Origin of the sequence: Streptomyces sp. NPDC049954 (assembly GCF_040656295.1) — a bacterium.
Classification (GTDB): Bacteria; Actinomycetota; Actinomycetes; order Streptomycetales; family Streptomycetaceae; genus Streptomyces.
Genome location: NZ_JBFALS010000005.1, coordinates 222,146 through 240,748 on the forward strand (window position 1 = coordinate 222,146; position 18,603 = coordinate 240,748).

The 18,603-nt window shown below is 68.4% G+C and carries 12 protein-coding genes, 1 tRNA gene and 1 pseudogene; 11 read left to right on the forward strand and 3 right to left on the reverse strand.

Annotated features, from left to right (window positions below):
• Positions 1-203: 203 nt before the first annotated feature.
• Positions 204-2,867 carry a DNA polymerase I gene (gene polA, locus AB0J21_RS12945; RefSeq protein WP_363146239.1) on the reverse strand — a complete coding sequence of 888 codons (2,664 nt, stop codon included), beginning with the start codon at positions 2,865-2,867 and terminating at the stop codon, positions 204-206.
• Between the two features lie 240 nt (positions 2,868-3,107).
• On the opposite strand from polA, the gene AB0J21_RS12950 reads away from it, so the two are divergent.
• The 7 genes from AB0J21_RS12950 to AB0J21_RS12980 all read left to right on the forward strand — a co-directional run bounded on the left by AB0J21_RS12950 (position 3,108) and on the right by AB0J21_RS12980 (position 12,314).
• Positions 3,108-5,393, forward strand: a complete 2,286-nt coding sequence (locus tag AB0J21_RS12950) for an FdhF/YdeP family oxidoreductase (protein ID WP_363145940.1) — start codon at positions 3,108-3,110, stop codon at positions 5,391-5,393.
• Between the two features lie 32 nt (positions 5,394-5,425).
• Positions 5,426-5,893: a hotdog fold thioesterase gene (locus tag AB0J21_RS12955; protein WP_363145941.1), complete on the forward strand. Its 468-nt coding sequence runs from the start codon at positions 5,426-5,428 to the stop codon at positions 5,891-5,893.
• Positions 5,894-6,540: 647 nt separating this feature from the next.
• Entirely contained in the window at positions 6,541-7,770 is a 1,230-nt protein-coding gene (locus AB0J21_RS12960; RefSeq protein ID WP_363146240.1) for a branched-chain amino acid ABC transporter substrate-binding protein, read from the forward strand.
• A 124-nt stretch (positions 7,771-7,894) separates the two neighbouring features.
• Complete coding sequence (locus tag AB0J21_RS12965) at positions 7,895-8,824, forward strand: branched-chain amino acid ABC transporter permease (protein ID WP_363145942.1); 930 nt, start codon at positions 7,895-7,897, stop codon at positions 8,822-8,824.
• 5 nt (positions 8,825-8,829) lie between these two features.
• Positions 8,830-10,623, forward strand: coding sequence for a branched-chain amino acid ABC transporter permease (locus tag AB0J21_RS12970; protein WP_363145943.1), 1,794 nt, complete (start codon positions 8,830-8,832; stop codon positions 10,621-10,623).
• Between the two features lie 3 nt (positions 10,624-10,626).
• The gene (locus tag AB0J21_RS12975; RefSeq protein ID WP_363145944.1) at positions 10,627-11,601 is read left to right on the forward strand and encodes an ABC transporter ATP-binding protein; all 975 of its coding nucleotides are present in this window, start codon (positions 10,627-10,629) and stop codon (positions 11,599-11,601) included.
• Positions 11,598-12,314: an ABC transporter ATP-binding protein gene (locus AB0J21_RS12980; protein ID WP_363145945.1), complete on the forward strand. Its 717-nt coding sequence runs from the start codon at positions 11,598-11,600 to the stop codon at positions 12,312-12,314. The genes AB0J21_RS12975 and AB0J21_RS12980 overlap by 4 nt, the downstream gene beginning before the upstream one ends.
• 83 nt (positions 12,315-12,397) lie before the next feature.
• On the opposite strand, the gene AB0J21_RS12985 is transcribed toward AB0J21_RS12980, so the two are convergent.
• Positions 12,398-13,063 (reverse strand): response regulator, encoded by a 666-nt coding sequence (locus tag AB0J21_RS12985; protein WP_363145946.1) that lies wholly within the window; start codon positions 13,061-13,063, stop codon positions 12,398-12,400.
• A gap of 102 nt (positions 13,064-13,165) precedes the next feature.
• On the opposite strand from AB0J21_RS12985, the gene AB0J21_RS12990 reads away from it, so the two are divergent.
• From AB0J21_RS12990 to AB0J21_RS13000, 3 genes and pseudogenes are all read left to right on the forward strand, one after another.
• A tRNA-Leu gene (locus AB0J21_RS12990) sits at positions 13,166-13,240 on the forward strand.
• Between the two features lie 107 nt (positions 13,241-13,347).
• Complete coding sequence (locus tag AB0J21_RS12995; protein WP_363145947.1) at positions 13,348-14,118, forward strand: IS630 transposase-related protein; 771 nt, start codon at positions 13,348-13,350, stop codon at positions 14,116-14,118.
• 147 nt (positions 14,119-14,265) lie between these two features.
• Positions 14,266-15,041 (forward strand): annotated as a pseudogene (locus tag AB0J21_RS13000) (helix-turn-helix domain-containing protein).
• 41 nt (positions 15,042-15,082) lie between these two features.
• Here AB0J21_RS13000 and pyk read toward each other — a convergent pair.
• Entirely contained in the window at positions 15,083-16,519 is a 1,437-nt protein-coding gene (gene pyk, locus AB0J21_RS13005; RefSeq protein ID WP_363145948.1) for a pyruvate kinase, read from the reverse strand.
• 271 nt (positions 16,520-16,790) lie between these two features.
• Between pyk and AB0J21_RS13010 the strand changes: the two genes are divergently transcribed.
• Positions 16,791-18,602: a 5'-nucleotidase C-terminal domain-containing protein gene (locus AB0J21_RS13010; RefSeq protein WP_363145949.1), complete on the forward strand. Its 1,812-nt coding sequence runs from the start codon at positions 16,791-16,793 to the stop codon at positions 18,600-18,602.
• The last annotated feature ends 1 nt before the right edge of the window (position 18,603 follow it).

The following is an 18,603-nucleotide window of genomic DNA, read 5'->3' on the forward strand; positions in this document are numbered from 1 at the left end:
CACTACGACAACTTCTGACGCCCGGGCAGACACCGCTGACCGTCTTTCACCACTTGGCCATAAGTAGTCGCCCACATGTCGCGTTGCGTTCAGGGGGCGGGTACGCAGCGTGACGGCGCGGTGACGCGACCGCCCCTGCCTGTGGGTTTGCTGTGGAGACGGCGGTGGCGGGCCCGCGCGCGGACCCGCCACCGGGGGTGGTCTCAGTGCGCGGCGGACTCCCAGTCGGGGCCGACGCCGACGGACACGGTCAGCGGGGCGCGCAGCTGGGCCGCCGAGGCCATTTCGCGGCGCAGGATCTCCTCGACCCGCTCGCGTTCGCCGGGGAAGACCTCCAGGACGATTTCGTCGTGGACCTGGAGCAGCATCCGCGAGTGGAGCCGGGCCTCGGTGAGGGCGCGGTCGACGTTGAGCATCGCGATCTTCACGATGTCGGCGGCGGTGCCCTGGATCGGGGCGTTGAGCGCCATGCGTTCGGCCGTCTCCCGGCGCTGGCGGTTGTCGCTGTTGAGGTCGGGCAGGTAACGGCGGCGGCCGAGCATCGTCTCGGTGTAGCCGGTGGCGCGGGCCTCCTCGACGACGCGCCGCAGGTAGTCGCGGACCCCGCCGAAGCGCTCGAAGTAGGTGTCCATGAGGGCGCGGGCCTCACCGGCGTCGATGTTCAGCTGCTGGGACAGTCCGAACGCGGACAGCCCGTAGGCCAGCCCGTAGGACATGGCCTTGATCTTGCGGCGCATCTCCGGGTCGACGGCCGAGCGGTCCACGTCGAAGACGTAGGAGGCGACCGTGTTGTGCAGGTCCTCGCCGGAGGTGAACGCCTCGATGAGGCCCTCGTCCTCGGAGAGGTGGGCCATGACGCGCAGCTCGATCTGGCTGTAGTCGGCGGTCATGAGGGACTCGTAGCCCTCGCCGACGACGAAGCCGCGGCGGATCGCGCGGCCCTCGTCGGTGCGCACGGGGATGTTCTGCAGGTTCGGGTCGGTGGAGGAGAGGCGGCCGGTCGCGGCGACGGTCTGGTTGAACGTCGTGTGGATGCGGCCGTCGGGCGCGATCGACTTGATCAGGCCCTCGACGGTCACCCGCAGCTTGGCCTGTTCGCGGTGGCGCAGCATGATCACGGGGAGTTCGTGCTCGGTCTGCGTCGCGAGCCAGGCCAGCGAGTCGGCGTCCGTCGTGTACCCGGTCTTCGTCTTGCGGGTCTTCGGCAGGGCCAGCTCACCGAAGAGGACTTCCTGGAGCTGCTTGGGCGAGCCGAGGTTGAACTCGTGGCCGACCGAGGCGTGCGCCTCCTTCACGGCCTGCTGGACCGCGCCGGCGAACATCTGCTCCATCTTCTCCAGATGGGCGCGGTCCGCGGCGATGCCGTGCCGCTCCAGCTTGGCGAGCAGCGCGGAGGTCGGCAGCTCGACGTCCGTCAGGAGCTCGGCGGCGCGCACCTGCGGAAGCCGCTCCCCGAAGGCCGTACCGAGGTCGAGGACGGTACGGGCCTGGACCATGAGGGTCTGGGCCTGCTCCTCGTCGTCGGCGCCGAAGGCGAGCTGCCCATCGGCGTCGGCCGCCGGGACGAGCTCCCGGCCCAGGTACTCCAGGGACAGGGCGTCCAGCGCGAAGGAGCGGCGGCCCGGCTTGACGAGGTAGGCGCCGAGCGCGGTGTCCATGGAGACCCCCCCGACGCTCCAGCCGCGCTCCCCGAAGACCCGCATGAGGCCCTTCGCGTTGTGCATGACCTTCGGCTTCCCGGCATCCTCCAGCCAGTGCGCGAAGGCCCTCTCGTCGGTCTCGTCGAGGCTCGCGGGGTCGAACCAGACGGCGGCGCCGCCCGCCCCGGCCAGTGCGACCTCGGCGACCTCGCCGGCGCCGAGCTTCCACGTGTCCACGGTCGCGACGCCCAGCACGGACGCGCCGTGCTCGGTCAGCCACGCGGCGAGCTGCCCGCCCCCGGAGACGATCGTGCCGTCCAGCTCGACGCCCTCGGTGACCGGCTCGGACTCCTCCTCGGCGCCCGGGTCGACCGCGAGGAGCCGCTCCCGCAGCGAGGGGTTGCGGATCTCCAGGGTGTCCAGGACCATCGCGAGCGCCTTGCGGTCGTAAGGGACGCGCTCCAGGTCCTCGACCGTTCTGGGCAGCTCGACGTCCCGGACCATCTCGGTCAGCCGGCGGTTGAGCCGCACCGCGTCCAGGTGGTCCCGGAAGTTCTGCCCCGCCTTGCCCTTGACCTCCTCGGCGCGCTCGACCAGCTCCGCGAAGGAACCGAACTGGGTGATCCACTTCGCGGCCGTCTTCTCGCCGACCCCGGGGATGCCCGGCAGGTTGTCGGAGGGGTCGCCGCGCAGCGCCGCGAAGTCCGGGTACTGCGCCGGGGTCAGCCCGTACCGCTCCTCGACCTTCTCCGGCGTGTACCGCGTCAGCTCCGAGACCCCCTTGGTGGGGTACAGCACCGTGACGTGCTCGGTGATGAGCTGGAAGGAGTCCCGGTCGCCCGTGACGATCAGCACCTCGAAGCCCGCCGCCTCGGCCTGCGTGGCGAGCGTCGCGATGACGTCGTCCGCCTCGAAGCCCTCGACGGCGAACCGCTGCGCGTGCATCGCGTCCAGCAGCTCACCGATCAGCTCGACCTGCCCCTTGAACTCGTCGGGCGTCTTCGCGCGGTTCGCCTTGTACTCGGTGAACTCCTCGGCCCGCCACGTCTTGCGGGACACGTCGAAAGCCACCGCGAAATGCGTGGGCGACTCGTCGCGCAACGTGTTCGCCAGCATCGACGCGAACCCGTAGATCGCGTTGGTCGGCTGGCCCGTCGCCGTCGTGAAGTTCTCCGCGGGCAGCGCGAAGAACGCCCGGTACGCCAGGGAGTGCCCGTCCATGAGCATCAGGCGCGGACGCTCCCGGCCGGACGTGTGGGGCTTCTCGGCCGCCGCGGTCTTCTTCTTCGATGCTGTCTCTGCCACGCCCTCGATCCTGCCACGCCCCACCGACAGCCCACGCCCGCCCGCGCCCGCCCCCGGCGCTCCGTGCGAGGATCGGGGCGACGTACCGCACAGTACGAACGGGTGGGGTCACGGCACGCAGCCGCACTGCGCCGCGCCCCCGCGGCTCGAAGGGGAGCGACCATGGCAGCCAAGCCGCCCACCAGCGACCCGGTGCAGGACGCACCGACGGTCACCGCACCGCAGCACGCCGCGGCCGGCCTCCCGGCCGTCGGCCACTCGCTGCGCGTCGCCCAGCAGCAGATGGGGGTGCGACGCACCGCCCTCACCCTGCTGCGCGTCAACCAGAAGGACGGCTTCGACTGCCCCGGCTGCGCCTGGCCCGAGGGCGATCACCGGCACGCCGCCGAATTCTGCGAGAACGGCGCGAAGGCCGTCGCCGAGGAAGCCACCCTGCGCCGCGTCACCCCTGCCTTCTTCGCCGCCCACCCCGTCGCCGCCCTCGCCGGGCGCAGCGGCTACTGGCTCGGCCAGCAGGGCCGCCTCACCCAGCCCGTGTACCTCGCCGAGGGCGCCACCCACTACGAACCCGTCGACTGGCAGCGGGCCTTCGACATCGTCGCCGAGGAACTCGACGCCCTCGACTCCCCCGACGAGGCCGTGTTCTACACCTCGGGCCGCACCAGCAACGAGGCCGCGTTCCTCTACCAGCTCTTCGCCCGCGAGTTCGGCACCAACAACCTGCCGGACTGCTCCAACATGTGCCACGAGTCCTCCGGCTCCGCGCTCACCGAGACCATCGGCATCGGCAAGGGCAGCGTCTCCCTGGAGGACCTCCACCACGCCGACCTGATCATCGTCGCCGGACAGAACCCCGGCACCAACCACCCCCGCATGCTCTCCGCGCTGGAGAAGGCCAAAGCGGGCGGCGCGAGGATCATCACGGTCAACCCGCTGCCCGAGGCGGGCCTGGAGCGGTTCAAGAACCCGCAGACCGCCAAGGGCCTGATCAAGGGCGCCCCGCTCACCGACCTGTTCCTCCAGATCAGGCTCGGCGGCGACCAGGCCCTCTTCCGCCTCCTCAACAAGCTGATCCTCCAGACCGACGGCGCCGTCGACGAGGAGTTCGTCCGCGCACACACGCACGGCTTCGAGGAGTTCACCGAAGCCGCCGCCGAGGCCGACTGGGACGACACCCTCACCGCGACCGGCCTCGCACGCGCCGACATCGAGGCCGCGCTGCGCCTCGTCCTCGCCTCCCGCCGCACCGTCGTGTGCTGGGCCATGGGCCTCACCCAGCACAAGCACTCCGTCCCCACCATCCGCGAAGTCGTCAACTTCCTCCTGCTGCGCGGGAACATCGGCCGCCCCGGCGCCGGAGTCTGCCCCGTGCGCGGCCACTCCAACGTCCAGGGCGACCGCACCATGGGCGTCTTCGAACGGCCCGCCGACCCCTTCCTCGACGCCCTGCAGGCCGAGTTCGGCTTCACCCCGCCCCGCCACCACGGCTACGACGTGGTCCGCGCCATCCGCGCGCTGCGCGACGGCGAGGCCAAGGTCTTCTTCGCCATGGGCGGCAACTTCGTCGCCGCCTCCCCCGACACCGAGGTCACCGAGGCCGCGATGCGCCGCGCCCGGCTCACCGTCCACGTCTCCACCAAACTCAACCGCTCCCACGCCGTCACCGGCGCCCGCGCCCTCATCCTCCCCACCCTCGGCCGCACCGAACGCGACCTCCAGGCGAGCGGACCGCAGTTCGTGACCGTCGAGGACTCCATGAGCATGGTCCACGCCTCCCGCGGCCGCCTCGCCCCCGCGAGCCCCCACCTGCTGTCCGAACCCGCGATCGTCGCCCGCCTCGCCCGCCGCGTCCTCGGCCCCGAAAGCCGCACGCCCTGGGAGGAGTTCGAGAAGGACTACGCCACGATCCGGGATCGGATCTCCCGCGTCGTGCCCGGCTTCGAGGACTTCAACAACCGCGTCGCCCACCCCGGCGGCTTCACCCTCCCGCACGGCCCGCGCGACGAACGCCGCTTCCCCACCGCCACCGGCAAGGCCAACTTCACCGCGGCACCCGTCGAACACCCCGAACTGCCCGCAGGCCGGCTCCTGCTCCAGACGCTGCGCTCGCACGACCAGTACAACACCACCATCTACGGCCTCGACGACCGCTACCGCGGCATCACCGGCGGACGCCGCGTCGTCCTCGTCCACCCCGAGGACGCCCGCGCCCTCGGCCACGCCGACGGCGACCACGTCGACCTCGTCAGCGAATGGGCCGACGGACGGGAACGCCGCGCCCCCGGCTTCCGCCTCGTCCACTACCCCACCGCCCGCGGCTGCGCCGCCGCCTACTACCCCGAGACCAACGTCCTGGTCCCCCTCGACGCGACCGCCGACACCAGCAATACCCCCGCCTCCAAGTCCGTCGTCGTCCGCCTCGACTCCCCCGCCCCCACCCGGGCCTGAACCGACCGCACCACAGAAACGGAGCCGCGCCCATGGGCGAGCAGCACACCGTGAAGTTCCCGCAGGACGTCATCGACGAGTACGCCGCCCTCGGCGTCGACCTCACCGCCCTGTTCTCCGCCGGCCACCTCGGCACCCGCATGGGCGTCCAGGTCCTGGAAGCCGGCGCCGAACGCGTCGTCGCCACCATGCCCGTCGAAGGCAACACCCAGCCCTACGGACTGCTGCACGGCGGCGCCTCCGCCGTCCTCGCCGAGACCCTCGGCTCCGTCGGCGCCATGCTGCACGGCGGCCCCGGCAAACTCGCCGTCGGCGTCGACCTCAACTGCACCCACCACCGCGGCGTCCGCGCCGGCCTCGTCACCGGCGTCGCCACCCCCGTCCACCGCGGCCGCTCCACCGCCACCTACGAGATCGTCATCACCGACGAACAGGGCGACCGCGTCTGCACCGCCCGCCTCACCTGCCTGCTGCGCGAGAACCCGCAGCCGGCCGGCTGACCCACGCCGCGCCCCACCGGCGCACACGCACCGCTGCCACGCGCACGACGACGGGGGCGCCTTCACACGGGAGCGCCCCCTTTGTCAACTCCCCAGCGGCAAAGAGAATATCGCCGCTATGCGGACACAAGACACCGATGAGACAACGCAGTTGACGCCCGGGCAAGCCTCTCAGTGAGCGCGCCACCCCCGTCCACACCACCGGCCGGGAGCCCTCCCCCACTGGTCCGCGATCACCCTGCGTAACACGCGCGCAATACGCCGCCCACAACCAGTTCACGCACCCCACGCCGTGCGCCCACCCCGGCCCCCGCACATGCCCCGACCGGCCTGCCAGCACCAACGGGGATTAAGTACCTTACGCATGCTGGGAGTTCTCAGCATGCGGTCATCACAGACCACTCGAAAACCGCATTGCGGCCACCCCGCGCCTCTCACACGCCACATCGCATAACAAGACAGTCACATCCTGTCCGCCCCCGCTCCCGCACCCCTTCACCTGCGCTTAGAGTCACGGCCAGTCACCGCGCCGCCGGGCAGCCACACCAAGCACCGCCCACAGCACCCTCGTCCTGCCCGGCGATCGACACGGCACCTCAAGCGAGGAGGCCGCGCCAGGAAAGGACCCACCCGTGCGAAACCGTTCCTTGCTCATCCTCACCACCGTGCTCACCACAGGCGCGCTGACGCTCAGCGCCTGCGGATCGCGCGACGACGACGACAGTTCGAGCGGCGACAAGACCAGCGGCGGCGGCAAGAAGACCACCGTCGTCATCGGCGTCGACGCCCCCCTCAGCGGTGACCTCTCCGCCCTCGGCCTCGGCATCCGCAACTCCGCCGACCTCGCCGCGAAGATCGCCAACAAGAAGAACCTCGTCCCCGGCGTCCAGTTCAAGATCGAACCGCTCGACGACCAGGCCCAGCCCTCCATCGGCCAGCAGAACGCCACCAAGTTCATCGGCGACAAGACGGTCCTCGGCGTCGTCGGCCCCCTCAACTCGAACGTCTCGCAGTCCATGCAGAAGCCGTTCAACGACGCGGGCCTCACCCAGGTCTCCCCCTCCAACACCGGCACCGAACTGACCCAGGGCGACGCCTGGAAGAGCGGCGACAAGAAGCGCCCCTTCAAGACCTTCTTCCGCACCGCCACCACCGACCAGGTCCAGGGCTCCTTCGCCGCCAACTACCTGTACAAGACGGTGAAGATCAAGCAGGTCTACCTGATCGACGACCAGAAGACCTACGGCGCCGGCCTCGCCGCCTCCTTCAAGGAGACCTTCACCAAGCTCGGCGGCAAGATCGTCGGCGCCGACCACATCAACCCCGACGACCGCGACTTCAACGCCGTCGTCGCCAAGGTCAAGCGCAAGAACGCCGGGGCCGTCTACTACGGCGGCGAGTACCCCGCCGCCGCCCCCCTCAGCCAGCAGCTCAAGGACAGCGGAAGCAAGATCCCGCTCATGAGCGGCGACGGCATCTACAGCGCCGACTTCATCAAGCTCAACAAGAAGGCCCAGGGCGACCTCGCCACCTCCGTCGGCGCCCCCGTCGAACAACTCGACTCCGCCAAGCAGTTCATCTCCGACTACAAGCAGGGCGGATACAAGGACGACTACGAGGCCTACGGCGCCGGCACCTACGACGCCACCTGGTCCATCATCGAAGCCGTCAAGAAGGCCGTCGAGGACAACGACGGCAAACTCCCCGGCGACGCCCGCAGCAAGGTCCTCGACGCCATGAGCACCGTCAAGTTCAGCGGCGTCACCGGCGACGTCTCCTACGACGAGTTCGGGGACACCACCAACACGATGATGACCGCCTACGAGGTGGACAGCGGCAAGTGGGTCCCCAAGAAGAGCGAGGTCTACAAGCCCTGACCAGGGCCCAACCCGACCACGCACCCTGAGGGCCCACCCTCACACGTGTTGCCCAGGCCGCGCGGGAACCGCTCACAGCGTCCCGCGCGGCGCCTTATCCGAACCACTCCACGGAGGCCCTGCGGTGCACGAACTGCCGCAACAGCTGGCCAATGGACTCATCCTCGGCGCGATGTACGGACTCATCGCGATCGGCTACACGATGGTCTACGGCATTGTCCAGCTCATCAACTTCGCCCACGGCGAGATCTTCATGATCGGAGGATTCGGCGCCTACACCGTCTGGACCCTCCTCCCCGACGGCTCCCCACTCCTCGCCGTCATCCCCGTCATGATCATCGGCGGCGTCATCTGCTCCGTCGCCGTCGGAACCGCCGCCGAACGACTCGCCTACCGGCCCCTGCGCGGCGCCCCCCGGCTCGCCCCCCTCATCACCGCCATCGGGCTCTCCCTCTTCCTCCAGCAACTCGTCTGGGCCTTCTACCCCGACGCCAAGTCCGACATCTCCTTCCCCCAGTTCCACGGCGACCCCTTCCACGTTCTCGGCGCCACCGTGCAGCGCGGCGACCTCTTCATCATCATCGCCGCCCCCATCTGCATGCTCATCCTCGGCTGGTTCGTCTCCCGCACCCGCTCCGGACGCGGCATGCAGGCCACCGCCCAGGACCCCGACACCGCCAAGCTCATGGGCATCAACACCGACCGCATCATCGTCATGGCCTTCGCCATCGGCGCCGCGTTCGCCGCCGTCGCCGCCGTGGGCTACGGCCTCCACAACGGCCAAATCGGCTTCTACATGGGCTTCATCATGGGCCTCAAAGCCTTCACCGCGGCCGTCCTCGGCGGCATCGGAAACTTCTACGGCGCCATGCTCGGCGGACTCGTCCTCGGCGTCGCCGAATCCCTCGCCACCGGCTACATGGGCGACGTCCCCGGAATGGACCTCTTCGGCGGCGGCGCATGGAAGGACGTCTGGGCCTTCGTGCTCCTCATCGTCGTCCTCCTCCTCCGACCCCAGGGCCTCCTGGGCGAACGCGTCGCGGACAGGGCTTGATCACCATGACAGACACCACGAACCCCACGGCCCCGCACGACGCCGTCCTCAAACTCCCGGCCCCCGCCGCCCGCTACGGCACCCTCGCCGGCACCCTCATCGCCTTCGCCGGAACCTTCCTCTCCTGGACCTACACCGACGAGTTCCCCGGCGACCTCACCGTCACCGGATACCCCGGCGGACTCCAGCTCATCACCCTCGCCGGAGCCCTCCTCACCGCCCTGCTCACCCTCAGCGCCCTCCACACCCCCGGACTGCGCTGGCTCACCCCCGGCGGACCCCACAGCGCCGTCCGCTTCCTCGCCCTCGGCACCTTCGCCACCACCGCCTACACCGTCATCGCCATCGCGGTGAAACTCGACGGCCTCATCGCCCTCGACCCCGGAGCCTGGATCTCCCTCGCCGGCTCCGCCCTCGCCCTCGCCGCCGCACTCGGCCTCCCCCACGACGTCCCCCCGGGCACCCACCCCGGCACCACCGACGTCCCCCTGCGCCGCGCCTTCCAGGCACCCGCACCCCGCCGCGCCGAACGCACCCTCCCCGCGTGGCTCGACATCCTCGTCATCGCCGTCGCCTTCGGACTCGGCCTCTACGTCTTCACCTACGGCATCGACACCGAGTACTCCGAACTCTTCGTCGGCTACCTCGTCCTCGTCGTCCTCGGCACCCTCGGCCTCGCCCGCGCCGGCCTCCCGCGCCGCCTCAGCGAACTCACCACCCGCCACCGGCAGGTCACCCTCGCCGCCGCCTTCGTCGCCGCGATCTGCTTCCCCTTCACCCAGGACAACGACACCTACGCGCTCATCGGGACCAACATCCTGATCTTCGCCACCGTCGCCCTCGGCCTCAACGTCGTCGTCGGCCTCGCCGGACTCCTCGACCTCGGATACGTCGCCTTCCTCGGCGTCGGCGCCTACACCGCCGCCCTCGTCTCCGGCTCCCCCCAGTCCACCATCGGCGTCCACTTCCCCTTCCCCCTCGCCGTCCTCACCGGAGCCGCCGTCTCCCTCGTCTTCGGCGTCATCATCGGCGCACCCACCCTGCGCCTGCGCGGCGACTACCTCGCCATCGTCACCCTCGGATTCGGAGAAATCTTCCGGATCACCATGAACAACCTCAACGGCAACAGCGGCCCCGACGTCACCAACGGCTCCCAGGGCATCCCCAACATCCCCGACCTCGAATTCTTCGGATTCAAATTCGGGCTCCCCCACGACGTCCTCGGCTTCACCCTCGGCAGGTCCGGCAACTACTACCTGCTGATGCTCGTCTTCACCGCGATCGTCCTGCTCGTCTTCCACCGCTCAGGACAGTCCCGCATCGGCCGCGCCTGGGTCGCCATCCGCGAGGACGAGACCGCCGCCTCCGCCATGGGCATCAACGGCTTCCGCCTCAAACTCCTCGCCTTCGCCCTCGGCGCCACCCTCGCCGGACTCGCCGGCACCGTCCAGGCCCACGTCTCCTACAGCGTCACCCCCGAGCAGTACAAGTTCGCCGGCTCCGCACCGCCCAACTCCGCCTTCCTCATCGCCGCCGTCATCCTCGGCGGAATGGGCACCATCTCCGGCCCCCTCATCGGCGCCGCACTGCTCTACCTCATCCCGGCCAAGCTCCAGTTCATGCAGGACTACCAGCTCCTCCTGTTCGGCTTCGCCCTCATCCTCCTCATGCGGCTGCGCCCCGAAGGCATCGTCCCCGACCGCCGCAAGCAACTCGAATTCCACGAGAACGACCAACTCGCCGTGCCCGAACCACGACTTCCCGAACACGCCACCGGCGTCACCAAAGCGGGGGCCTGAACCATGACCACCACCCAGACCCCGCCCGAAACGGCCACCGCCGTCCTCGAAGCCACCGGCGTCACCATGCGCTTCGGCGGACTCACCGCCGTACGCAGCGTCGACCTCACCGTCAACGCCGGAGAAATCGTCGGCCTCATCGGCCCCAACGGCGCCGGAAAAACAACCTTCTTCAACTGCCTCACCGGCCTCTACGTCCCCACCGAAGGACGCGTCGCCTACAAGGGCACCACCCTCCCCCCCAAACCCCACCTCGTCACCAAGGCCGGAATCGCCCGCACCTTCCAGAACATCCGGCTCTTCGCCAACATGACCGTCCTTGAGAACGTCCTCGTCGGACGCCACACCCGCACCCGCGAAGGACTCTTCTCCGCCCTCCTGCGCGGGCCCGGCTTCAAAAAAGCGGAAGCCGCCTCCACCGCCCGCGCGATGGAACTCCTCGAATTCATCGGACTCGCCGGAAAAGCGGACCACCTCTCCCGCAACCTCCCCTACGGCGAACAGCGCAAGCTCGAAATCGCCCGCGCCCTCGCCAGCGACCCCGGCCTCCTCCTGCTCGACGAACCCACCGCCGGCATGAACCCCCAGGAGACCCGCGCCACCGAGGAACTCGTCTTCGCCATCCGCGACCAGGGCACCGCCGTCCTCGTCATCGAGCACGACATGCGGTTCATCTTCAACCTGTGCGACCGCGTCTCCGTCCTCGTCCAGGGACAGAAACTCGTCGAAGGCACCCCCGACGTCGTCCAGGCCGACGAACGCGTCGTCGCCGCCTACCTCGGCACCCCCATGGACAACAGCCCCGAGGACGAGTCCCTCGCCGCAGTCCAGGCCGCCGAAGCCGCCGCCACCCCGACGGGCACCACCAGGACGACAGCGGGCGGCGACACCGGTGCGACGACGGAACCCGGCACCGGGAACACCGACGCCACCACCGACGAACCCCCCGCCGACACCACCGCGGAGGACACCAAGTGACCGCCCTGCTCGAAGTCCAGGACCTCCGCGTCGCCTACGGAAAGATCGAGGCCGTCAAAGGCATCAGCTTCTCCGTCCAGGCAGGCGAGATCGTCACCCTCATCGGCACCAACGGCGCCGGCAAGACCACGACCCTGCGCACCCTCTCCGGCCTCATCAAACCCCTCGCCGGAACCGTCACCTTCGACGGCAAACCGCTCCACCAGTACCGCGCCGACCAGATCGTCGCCCTCGGCCTCGCCCACTCCCCCGAGGGCCGGCACATCTTTCCCCGCATGACCATCGAGGACAACCTCCGCCTCGGCGCCTACCTCCGCAACGACACCGAGGGCATCGCCAAGGACATCCAGCACGCCTACGACCTCTTCCCCATCCTCGGAGAGCGCCGCAGACAAGCCGCCGGCACCCTCTCCGGCGGCGAACAGCAGATGCTCGCCATGGGACGCGCCCTCATGTCCCAGCCGAAACTCCTCATGCTCGACGAACCCTCCATGGGCCTCTCGCCGATCATGATGCAGAAGATCATGAGCACCATCGTCGAACTCAAGAAGCAGGGCACCACCATCCTGCTCGTCGAGCAGAACGCCCAGGCCGCGCTCTCCCTCGCCGACCACGGACACGTCATGGAAATCGGCAACATCGTCCTCTCCGGCACCGGAGCCGACCTCCTCCACGACGAATCCGTCCGCAAGGCGTACCTCGGCGAGGACTGATTGCCCCGGCCCATACGGAAAGGGCCGTACCGGAATTCCACCGGTACGGCCCTTTCCGCGTCGTGAAGACAGAAACAGTTCGGTTACTTCGGCTGCTCCTTCGCGGCCTTCTTCTCCGCCGCGTCCTCGATCACGGCCTCCGCGACCTGCTGCATCGACATCCGCCGGTCCATCGACGTCTTCTGAATCCACCGGAACGCCGCCGGCTCGGTGAGCCCGTACTCCGTCTGCAACACCGACTTCGCCCGGTCCACCAGCTTCCGCGTCTCCAGCCGCTGCGAGAGGTCCGCGACCTCCTTCTCCAGCGTCCGCAGCTCCGTGAACCGCGACACCGCCATCTCGATGGCCGGAACGACATCGGTCTTCGAGAAGGGCTTCACGAGATACGCCATCGCCCCGGCGTCCCGCGCCCGCTCCACGAGATCGCGCTGGGAGAAGGCGGTGAGCATCAGCACCGGGGCGATCGACTCCTCGGCGATCTTCTCAGCCGCCGAGATACCGTCCAGCACGGGCATCTTGACATCGAGGATCACCAGGTCCGGCCGGTGCTCCCGGGCCAGCTCCACGGCCTGCTGCCCGTCCCCGGCCTCGCCCACGACGTGGTAGCCCTCCTCCTCCAGCATCTCCTTGAGGTCCAGCCGGATGAGGGCCTCGTCCTCGGCGATGACGACACGGGTGGTCAGCGGAGGCACGTGCGACTTGTCGTCGTCAGCGACGTTCTGGGGCGACTCGGACTCGGGGGCGCTCACGGTTGCTCCTTGATTCAGGGCAGGTGGGTACTGCTATGGAGAGGGTACCTAGCTGCGGTAAGGTAGTCCCGAACAGGGGGTGACCCTCCCTTGTTTTCGAAGGCCCCAGTACTCCAATCGGTCAGAGAGGCCGCTCTCAAACAGCGGACAGTGTGGGTTCGAATCCCACCTGGGGCACTTTCCTTGCTTTCGAAGGTCACGTGCAGCCCCTCGGTTTCACTCGTTCGGGGCCCTTGATCTCTGATTTCCCCATGCGGGTTCTCGCGTGCACCATCGTCGCTCGTGTGTATGACATCGATACGCGTGTCCGCGTGCTAGCACTCCTGGAAAGTGGCCGAAGCCTCAACTCGGTCAGCAAGCAGACCGGCGTGGCCAGGGCGACCATCAGGGAGTGGCAGAAGCGCCTCATCCCACGGGGCCGAGTCGCTTCCTCCTGCTGCCGCTGCCAGAACTCGCCACAAGAGCCTGCGGATCCAGCGGCTTACGCCTATCTGCTCGGGCTCTACTTGGGTGACGGCTGCCTCAGCACCGGGCGCCGCGGGGTCCACACCCTTCGGATCGCCTGTGCCGACACGTGGCCCGGACTGATCAGGGCTTGTGCGGTGGCCATGGGATCCGTGCTCCCCAACAACGTCTGGCGCACGCAGTGCGAGGGCTGTGTCGCGGTCTCCAGCAGCAGCAAGCACTGGACTTGCCTCTTTCCCCAACACGGGCCGGGTAAGAAGCATGAGCGTCATGTCTTCCTCGAGAACTGGCAGCAGGAGGTAGTGGACGCACATCCGTGGGCCTTCGTCCGGGGGCTCATCCACTCCGACGGCTCTCGCATCACCAACTGGACGCAGAGGATCATCGCAGGCGAGTTGAAGCGCTACGAATATGTCCGTTACTTCTTCACCAACAGATCTGACGACATCCGGGGTCTGTACTGCGCCACTCTCGACACACTGGGCGTCGAGTGGACAGTTCTGCACCGCGACAAGCGCGCTCTCAACATCTCCGTGGCCCGAAAGGCCTCAGTCGCCCGCATGGACCGACACGTGGGGCCGAAGTACTGATACGTGGATGCCCCCGTCGGCCCCGAGGCCCCCTCTCAGGAGAGTTCGCGGGTTCGAGCGCCGAGAGCGACACCCCTCATTCCCCCATGCGGTGAAAATACTCCGTCTCCCGCCCAAGTCGGCCCCCAATGCCCGACCGTGAGCCACATGCTCTTCCACCCATTCGAGACGCGCCGGCAGGCACTGTCACTCCTGCGCGAGGGTATGTCCAACGCCGAGGTCGCACGCCTCTTGCATGTCCCGAAAGGGACAATCGGCTACTGGAAACATCTCGACCTGGCCAAGCGAGGCGAAAACCCCGGCCGCAAGCGCAGTTTCTGCCCACGGTGCGACGAATCCCCTCTCGCCGACGCGGCGTACGCGTATCTCCTCGGCCTCTATCTGGGCGACGGCCACATAAGCACCGGGCCCCGAGTCTGATGATCACGCTGGACGACGCGTGGCCCGGCATTCAGGACGAGTGCGAGGCGGCCATGCGGGCAGTGCTCCCGGGTAACGCGATTTGCCGCGTGCGCCGGACGGGCTGCCACAACATCAAGGTCTACTCCCAGCACCTGCCCTGCCTCTTCCCCCAGCACGGCCCCGGCAAGAAGCACGACCGGGAGATCCGGCTCGAAAGCTGGCAACAGGCCGTGGTCGAGGCCCACCCCTGGGGCTTCGTCCGTGGCCTGATCCACTCCGACGGTTGCCGGATCACCAACTGGACCACGCGCGTGGTCGGTGGTGAGCGGAAACGCTACGAGTACCCGCGCTACTGGTTCACCAACGTCTCGGACGACATCCGCCGCCTCTATACGGACACGCTCGACCGACTGGGTGTGGAGTGGACCTCGTGCTTCCGCCACGGCAACCCGTACAACATCTCCGTGGCCCGCAAAGCCTCCGTAGCCCTCATGGACCAGCACGTGGGGCCGAAGTACTGACCTTCCAGTACCCCGGCCCCGTAACCCGTCCTCGTGCGCCGTTACTTCGGGGAGTCGTCCTCGCCGATGTGGTGGACGCGGACCAGGTTGGTGGAGCCGGCGACTCCGGGCGGGGAGCCCGCGGTGATGACGACGACGTCGCCCTTCTGGCAGTGGCCGAGCTTGAGCAGCATCTCGTCGACCTGGTCGACCATCGCGTCGGTGGACTCGACGTGCGGGCCGAGGAAGGTCTCCACGCCCCAGGACAGGGTGAGTTGGGCATAGGTCGCCTGGTCGGGGGTGAAGGCGAGCAGGGGGATGGGTGAGCGGTAGCGGGACAGGCGGCGGACGGTGTCGCCGGACTGGGTGAAGGCGACGAGGTACTTGGCGCCGAGGAAGTCGCCCATCTCGGCGGCGGCGCGGGCGACGGCGCCGCCCTGGGTGCGGGGTTTGTTGCGGTCGGTGAGGGGCGGGAGGCCCTGGGCGAGGATGTCCTCCTCGGCGGCCTCGACGATGCGTCCCATGGTCTTGACGGTCTGGACGGCGTATTTGCCGACGCTGGTCTCGCCGGAGAGCATGACGGCGTCGGTGCCGTCGATGACGGCGTTGGCGACGTCGCTGGCCTCGGCGCGGGTGGGGCGGGAGTTCTCGATCATCGAGTCGAGCATCTGGGTGGCGACGATGACCGGTTTGGCGTTGCGCCGGGCGAGTTTGATGGCGCGCTTCTGGACGATGGGGACTTGTTCGAGGGGCATTTCGACGCCGAGGTCGCCGCGGGCGACCATGATGCCGTCGAAGGCGTCGACGATGTCGGCGATGTTCTGGACGGCCTGGGGTTTCTCGACCTTGGCGATGACGGGCAGGCGGCGGTTCTCCTCGCGCATGATGCGGTGGACGTCGTTGATGTCGCGGCCGCTGCGGACGAAGGAGAGGGCGATGACGTCGGCGCCGGTGCGCAGGGCCCAGCGGAGGTCTTCGACGTCCTTTTCCGAGAGGGCGGGGACGGAGACGGCGACGCCGGGGAGGTTGAGGCCCTTGTTGTCGGAGACCATGCCGCCTTCGACGACGGTGGTGGTGACGCGGGGGCCGTCGACGGCGGCGACTTCGAGGCTGACCTTGCCGTCGTCGACGAGGATGCGTTCGCCCTGGGTGACGTCTCCGGCGAGTCCGGCGTAGGTGGTTCCGCACTGGTGGCGGTCGCCCTGGACGCCTTCTTCGACGGTGATGGTGAAGGTGTCTCCGCGTTCAAGGAGTACGGGGCCTTCTTTGAAGCGGCCGAGGCGGATCTTCGGGCCTTGAAGGTCGGCGAGGATGCCGACGCTGCGGCCGGTTTCCTCGGCGGCTTCGCGCACGCGGTGGTAGCGCTCCTCGTGTTCGGCGTAGCTGCCGTGGCTGAGGTTGAGGCGGGCTACGTCCATTCCGGCTTCGACCAGGGCTTTGATCTGGTCGTAGGAGTCGGTGGCGGGGCCCAGGGTACAGACGATTTTTGCTCGGCGCATGGGTCGAGCCTAGGGCTTACCGGCGGGTAGGGGTTTAGTCGGGGGTGACTGTTCAACGTCCTTCGGGTGTAGGGAACTTGACAATTGTTGAAGTGTGCGCAGGGGTGCTCCGATGAGCGCTCGCGCGGGGGCGTGGGTGGGGTGGGCGGTGATCTGATGGAAACCTGGGAGGGGTGTTCTTCGGGGTGTCGCTGCGTCAGAATCTACGCGCGTTGTGTCTGTGGGCGGTGGGGTGTTCCGGCCGCCGTGGTCAGTGGTGAGGAGCAGGGTGATGGCGTTGGATCGCAGGGCGTTCCTGGGTACGTCGGCGGCGACGGGGGCGGGGGTGGCGCTGGCGGGTGCGGCGGCTCCCTCGGCGGTGGCGTCGTCGGGTCGGGGTGGTGGGCACGGTCCGGGTCGCGGGCAGCGCTACTCGTTCTCGGTGCTGGGGACGACGGATCTGCACGGTAATGCGTTGAACTGGGATTATTTCACCGATAAGGAGTACGACGACGCTCAGCACAATGACGTGGGCCTCGCGAAGATCTCCACGTTGGTGGAGCGGGTGCGTGCGGAGCGGGGCCGGCGGAACACGCTGTTGATCGACGCGGGTGACACGATCCAGGGCACGCAGTTGTCGTACTACTACGCGCGGGTGGACCCGATCACGGCGCGGCGTGGTCCGGTGCATCCGATGGCGAAGGCGATGAACGCGATCGGTTATGACGCGGCGGCGCTGGGGAACCACGAGTTCAATTACGGCATCGAGGTGCTGCGGAAGTTCGAGGAGCAGTGTGATTTTCCGCTGCTGGGGGCGAACGCGGTGGACGCGAAGTCGCTGCGGCCGGCGTTCCAGCCGTATGTGATGAAGCGGTTGCGGACGCCGCACGGCCGGGATGTGCGGGTGGCCGTGCTGGGGTTGACGAATCCGGGGATCGCGATCTGGGACAAGGCGAACGTGCAGGGGAAGCTGGCGTTCCCTGGTCTGGTGGAGCAGGCGGCGAAGTGGGTGCCGAGGCTGCGGTCGATGGGCGCGGACGTGGTGCTGGTGTCGGCGCACTCGGGGGCGGACGGTTCTTCGTCCTGGGGTGATCAGTTGCCGTATGTGGAGAACGCGGCGACCTTGGTGGCGGAGCAGGTGCCGGGGATCGACGCGATTCTGGTGGGTCACGCGCATGTGGAGATCCCGGAGCGGCTGGTGACGAACACGGAGTCGGGTCGGCAGGTGGTGCTGTCGGAGCCGTTGAAGTGGGGTGAGCGGCTGACGGTGTTCGACTTCGATCTGGTGCTGGAGCGGGGTCGCTGGTCGGTGGAGCGGGCGGGTTCGCGGGTGTTGAACTCGAACACGGTGGAGGAGGACCGGCGGATCACGCGGTTGCTGTCGGGGGAGCACAGGAAGGTCGTGGCGTATGTGAATCAGGTGATCGGTACGTCGGTGGTGGCGATGGACACCGTGGAGGGGGCGTACAAGGACGTTCCGTTGATCGATCTGATCAATCACGTGCAGGCTGAGACGGTGCGGGAGGCGCTGGCGGGTGGGGAGTTCGCCTCGTTGCCGGTGTTGTCGCAGGCTTCGTGTTTCTCGCGGACGGCGGTGGTTCCGGCGGGTGAGGTGACGATCCGGGACGCGGCGGGTCTGTACACCTTCGAGAACACTTTGGAGGCGCGGCTGATCACGGGTGCGCAGTTGCGGGACTATCTGGAGTTCTCGGCGCGGTATTTCGTGCGGACGGCGGTGGGGGCGCCGGTGGATCCGGCGAAGCTGACGAACGCGGACGGGACGCCGGACTACAACTATGACGCGGTGTCGGGGGTGACGTACGACATCGATGTGTCGCAGCCGGTGGGTTCGCGGATCGTGGGTCTGTCGTTCGGGGGTGCGCCGGTTCAGGAGTCGGCGCGGTTCGTGCTGGCGGTGAACAACTACCGGGCGAGTGGTGGGGGTAATTTCCCGCATGTGCCGCAGGCGCAGCAGGTATGGGCGAATTCGGATGAGATCCGGAACACGATCATCGCGTGGGTGCGGGCGGCGGGGTCGATCGATCCGGCGGTGTTCGCTTCGGTGGACTGGCGGTTGACGCGGGAGGGTGTGCCGTTGTTCTGAT

Bases quoted from the DNA above. Each gene is read 5' to 3' on its own strand.
- AB0J21_RS12955 (WP_363145941.1), top strand. From the start codon at position 5,426: ATGGGCGAGCAGCACACCGTGAAGTTCCCGCAGGACGTCATCGACGAG.
- AB0J21_RS12950 (WP_363145940.1), top strand. From the start codon at position 3,108: ATGGCAGCCAAGCCGCCCACCAGCGACCCGGTGCAGGACGCACCGACG.
- AB0J21_RS12975 (WP_363145944.1), top strand. From the start codon at position 10,627: ATGACCACCACCCAGACCCCGCCCGAAACGGCCACCGCCGTCCTCGAA.
- AB0J21_RS12970 (WP_363145943.1), top strand. From the start codon at position 8,830: ATGACAGACACCACGAACCCCACGGCCCCGCACGACGCCGTCCTCAAA.
- pyk (WP_363145948.1), bottom strand. From the start codon at position 16,519: ATGCGCCGAGCAAAAATCGTCTGTACCCTGGGCCCCGCCACCGACTCC.
- AB0J21_RS13010 (WP_363145949.1), top strand. From the start codon at position 16,791: ATGGCGTTGGATCGCAGGGCGTTCCTGGGTACGTCGGCGGCGACGGGG.
- polA (WP_363146239.1), bottom strand. From the start codon at position 2,867: ATGCTCATGGACGGGCACTCCCTGGCGTACCGGGCGTTCTTCGCGCTG.